5 protein-coding genes are annotated in these 5,021 nt (G+C 38.4%); 3 read left to right on the plus strand and 2 right to left on the minus strand.

All coding sequences use genetic code 11. From position 1 onward, the window contains the following. Positions 1 to 172: 172 nt before the first annotated feature. From L4D78_RS27940 to L4D78_RS27950, 3 genes are all read left to right on the plus strand, one after another. The gene (locus L4D78_RS27940) at positions 173 to 820 is read left to right on the plus strand and encodes a glutathione S-transferase (RefSeq protein WP_428469949.1); all 648 of its coding nucleotides are present in this window, start codon (positions 173 to 175) and stop codon (positions 818 to 820) included. 515 nt (positions 821 to 1,335) lie between these two features. Next, positions 1,336 to 2,211, plus strand: a complete 876-nt coding sequence (gene rpoS, locus L4D78_RS27945) for an RNA polymerase sigma factor RpoS (RefSeq protein WP_428469950.1) — start codon at positions 1,336 to 1,338, stop codon at positions 2,209 to 2,211. A 543-nt stretch (positions 2,212 to 2,754) separates the two neighbouring features. After that, positions 2,755 to 3,303: a YceB family lipoprotein gene (locus L4D78_RS27950; protein ID WP_428469951.1), complete on the plus strand. Its 549-nt coding sequence runs from the start codon at positions 2,755 to 2,757 to the stop codon at positions 3,301 to 3,303. Here L4D78_RS27950 and L4D78_RS27955 read toward each other — a convergent pair whose 3' ends face one another. Further along, positions 3,304 to 3,687 (minus strand): hypothetical protein, encoded by a 384-nt coding sequence (locus tag L4D78_RS27955; RefSeq protein ID WP_428469952.1) that lies wholly within the window; start codon positions 3,685 to 3,687, stop codon positions 3,304 to 3,306. It abuts the gene before it with no gap. Positions 3,688 to 3,785: 98 nt separating this feature from the next. Further along, positions 3,786 to 4,949: a chromate efflux transporter gene (gene chrA, locus L4D78_RS27960; RefSeq protein ID WP_428469953.1), complete on the minus strand. Its 1,164-nt coding sequence runs from the start codon at positions 4,947 to 4,949 to the stop codon at positions 3,786 to 3,788. Positions 4,950 to 5,021 lie beyond the last annotated feature (72 nt).

Here is a 5,021-nt window from a genome sequence, read left to right on the forward strand (position 1 = left end):
CATATCTAGCTTTTATTGACTTGAATCAAGTTAAAATTCTTAGTAATAACGTTGAAAAATAGAAGCATATGGCCTGAATAAGGTATAAAGTCAAAAAATCACTTTGCAATGTGATGGGCGGAAGTAACGATTGCTGAAGATACCGTCTCCACGAACTCCAACAGAGATAACCATGTCACTACCCATATTATATTCTCTACGCCGCTGTCCTTATGCTATGCGAGCCAGAATGGGCCTGCTACTCGCAAAACAGCCTGTGATGCTGCGAGACATCGTAACCCGCAACAAGCCGCATGAACTACTCGCGGCCAGCCCTAAAGGCACCGTACCGGTGATTGTGCTGAACAACTCTCAAGTCATCGATCAAAGCTTGGATATTATGCTTTGGGCGCTCAACCTAAACGACCCACAAAACTTATTACGCAATAACCAACCGAACATAGCGGATGAGATTTTAACGTTGGTCAGGAAAAACGACTCACAGTTCATCCCGTTATTAGAGCAATACCGTGCATCGGCACGTTATCATAATGACGACCTAGAACAACGACGCCAAGCTTGTGAAGCGCTGATTGCCCCTTTAGAAGCACGGTTATCTAATCACAGCTACTTATTTGGGGATTCACAGTGCCTAGCAGATTACGCACTGATGCCTTTCATTAGTCAATTTGTACGTGTAGAAAAGAAGTGGTTCGTTCAATCTAAATACATCAATATCGCTAAATGGTTAAAATCGCATTATGAAAGCGCGCTATACACAAAAGTAATGAAGCAATACCCTCAATGGATTGAAAGCCAAGAAGAATTCTTATTTGAATAAGAGCCTCCTGCTATCGCCGTGTTCAATGAAAAACGGCACAACATTAGGGACGGCGAATTCTGACTTGTTGCAGATAAAATCTAAATCACGGCATACTGACACATAAAAAGAAACCAATTATTAACATTTAAACTAAAAGTTCAGTATTTTTGTGTAGCGATGAAATAATTCAACATTTGTCATTTTTAACTCATAAACAGCAAAAAAATAAGCTTTATACGCTACAAAATTATTAATTATCAAAAGCAAGTGTCCATATATGCATACATGATATATTGATAATCCAAACAATAATAGATTATTACCCTGCATTCATAACCAAACCGGTACAAAAGTAAGGAAAACACATAAAAAACAACCTGTAACACTTAACTGCTTCTACATGGCAGTATTTTGTCGTCTTTTTCTTAATAATGTAATCCCCTCTTGGAATAAATGAAGAAGGCATGTTAATGTACAAATGTAATATCTTGAAACATTTGGGTAACATTTATATTTGCTACGAGGGGAACGATATGGATATCAAATCACAAGAAGTGAATAGTTTCGATGCTGATGTAATCCATCTGTATCTACAAGAGATTGCACACAAGCCGCTACTAAGTAAAACAGAGGAAATTTTATATAGTAGGAAAACCTTGCTTGGCGATCCAATGGCTAAAGCAACCATGATTGAGAGTAATTTACGCTTAGTTGTAAGTATTGCTAAAAAATATCGCAGTAGCGGGATGCTACTGAGCGACCTAATTGATGAAGGTAATATTGGCCTAATTACCGCTGTTGAAAAATTCGATCCTGAACGTGGGTTTAGGTTTTCAACCTATGCAACTTGGTGGATTAAGCAAACTATCGAACGTGCTATTCATAATCAAGCCCGCACAATCCGCTTACCAGTGCATGTATCAAAAGAAATTAACACAATTCTCCGTACTCATAAGCAATTAATGAAACAGTCGAACCAAGAGCCAACGCATGAAGAAGTTGCTGCTAAATTAGAACGCAGTGTGGATGACATTTCACATGTACTTGCTTACGATGCGCCTGTTGTTTCAATTGATCAACAAATATCAGACGACTCAAATTCTCAAAGCATTTCAGCCTTTATTGCTGATAATGAAAGCGTCCAGCCGGACAATGAAGTTAATAAAGATGATATAAATCGATTAACAACATCAATGCTTGAGGGGCTTAATCCGCGAGATAGAGAAATTCTTTGTCGCCGATTCGGTTTAATGGGTTACGAAGCACAAACCCTACAGCAGGTTGCAGATGAGGTTGGCTTAACACGAGAAAGGATTCGCCAGCTACAAGTGAGTTCGCTGAAAAAATTAAAGAACTCACTATCACGGGATAACTACAACATTGAGCTGTTGTTTGCTGAAACCGCGTAACTTATTTTTTTAATTTAAAATACACCACAGAAGGGCACCATTTGGTGCTCTTTGTTCATCTCACACTATTGGATAACTAACAATCTCCGCTGTTACCCTTCCCTGTTAATCGCTTCTAAAATATTTTGGCTAAATACCTCCATCACTAAACATTCAGTTATTGTTTGTAAAACATATTCCAAGTGGTGGTTTAGATGAAAACAATATTACTCGCATTCATAGTCAGTATATCGATAATGAGCGAAAGCGCAGCATCAACAAAAAAATCGAAAAAATGCATAAAGACAAAAGCTAAGATAGAAAAGATACAGGCAAAAATGCGAGGCGGCTATACAAGCAAACAAAGCCTAAAGTATCACGACAAGTTGAATAAGCTATACAAAAAAGAATTCAAATATTGCATGTGATAAACGCCTTAGTCGCATTTGGTTAGTCAGAGGCACTCAATTGATTAAAGTATTTCATTGCCTTTCTCGTATATGAGCAAGCAGACGAATAAAACTTCAGTGATAATTCATTGATACTTTATAAGCGAGATGGCCAATGCGACATACATTATCAGCTGTTATTACGGCTTGCTTCGTTTTAGTTTTATCATCCTGTGCAAGTTACAGTGTCACTGAGTCGGAGGTGCAAGAGTACCTTGATGAAAAAGCATCGTTCGAAAGAACAGTAGGAATTAAAGGCGTCGCACATGCTAATGTCATATTTAACGATATAAAAGTGGGCATTGGACGTGTTGCAAGTGATCGTGTCAACCTTAAGGCTAAATCACTAGCTAAAGTATCGTTTTATGGACAGGCTCCTCAAGAATTAACTATCGACGTGAATTTTAGTGCGATTCCCTATTACGACAAAGAAGAAGGCGCTATTTTCCTAAACAAACTGGAAGTTGAAGATATACAAGTTGAGCCGAATTCACTCAACTTGCCTAGTAAACAACTCCTCTCTCCGATTGTCGAAATGGTTGGCCAATTCATTCTCACACGACCGGTATATCGCTTAAATGAAGAAGACTATAAACAATCTTTGCTAAAAACAGCAAAACCAGAGCTCCTTATTAAAAACCATTCACTCGTTATACAAATGTAATTATCGGTTAGTGTTTTCTTTTGATTTATCAAGAAAGTTGGTACCGGCTGCTTCATCTATAATATGAATCACACGTTCAGTTTCAAATGATTTACGCATAGCCTCTGCCGCATAATCTCTAACCGCTTTCCCTTCTGAAGCAACAACTGTAAAAATTAAAATCATGATAGTGATCACAGCAACGATCAGTGCTGACAAAAACTTTTTAAACAGGCGAGATTCTGATTCTCGTAATTCCTGTTGGAAGATCTCGATAACTTCGTAGTTAGTTAAATTTGGTCTGATTTTTCTTTTTGTGTTCATAGATAGCGTTAGTACTAGTGGCTTTTTTTTACTATACCAACGACTACTTAACTTAACCTTAACACTGTTGTTAGCGTTCATTTTGTAATTCGTTGATCCTAATTATTTACCTCTCCCATCATAAAGTTATAGTGCATTACGGCTTAAAAAAAGATGGCCAGAAGGCCACCTCTCTCTTTTTAAACAGCAAACTGATAAACAGCAAACTGATAAACAGCAAATCCAATAATAAGTAACCATACTGGACATTGCTTGTACTTCAGCAAGTAAAAGCCAACAGCGACTGCAATAACATCGAAAACAGAGTGTATTGATGTTATTAATACAGGGTTAATAAATGCACTCGCCAGCAAACCGACAACTGATGCATTAACCAATAGAATTGATGCTTTCAACTTCTGATTACTAAACAGTGCATTCCATGCAGGTAAAAATGCAAATAGTAATAAGCTACCTGGCAGAAAAACGGCAATTGTCGCAACGAAACTACCAAGGATAGGGCTATCGGCAATGGCTGACGCACCAAGGTAACTTGCCATGGTAAACATAGGGCCAGGTACGAGCTGTGCAGATGCATAGGCACTAATAAAGGTATCAGGCTCTACCATTCCTTCGAGCATTGGCTCAAGTAATGGTAATACAACATGACCCCCACCAAACACAAAACTACCAGCTTGATAAAATACATTGAATAAGTTGAAGAACTCAGACGATGATGCCAATAGAGGCATTCCGATCAGTAATACAGCAAAACTTATCAATATGATCCAATTAGGCTTTATCGCTTGAGATACGTCACTCGTACTTTTACTTGCTGATTGGCGATTAGAAATAATAAAGCCAACAACTGCCGCAACAATAATCGGTGCTATTTGCCCTAATAGACCTGAGCTTAGAAAAACAGCAATCCCACTCAACACGGCCGTAGCCGCCGTTAACCCATTGGTTAAGTTTTTCTTTGCCATACCCCATAGGGCATCAGCTACAACAACAACAGCCAACAGTTTTGCTGCCTGGATAACAGTATCAATGATTGCGACGTCATTATATTGCTGGTTACCTATTGCAAGAAAAGTTAGCAACAAAAATGATGGGAAAGTGAAGCCTATAAAAGCACATATTGCCCCTATATAACCCGCTTTTTTATAACCAATAAACATCCCTAACTGGCTACTTGCAGGCCCAGGTAGAAACTGACATAACGCAACAGCATGAGTGAAGTCTTGATCAGTTAACCATTTTTTGTTCTGAACAAATTCACGCTGAAAATAGCCAATATGCGCCGCAGGGCCACCAAAGCTATATAGACCGAGCAGAAAAAACTGCCACATTACTTTAAACATAACGCCTCCTAATTTGAGGCCAATCATAAATACTTCACCTTAATTAATGAAATCGTTCATTTAGATAGAGAC

Origin of the sequence: Photobacterium minamisatsumaniensis, from assembly GCF_050336695.1 — a bacterium.
Lineage (GTDB): Bacteria > Pseudomonadota > Gammaproteobacteria > Enterobacterales > Vibrionaceae > Photobacterium > Photobacterium minamisatsumaniensis.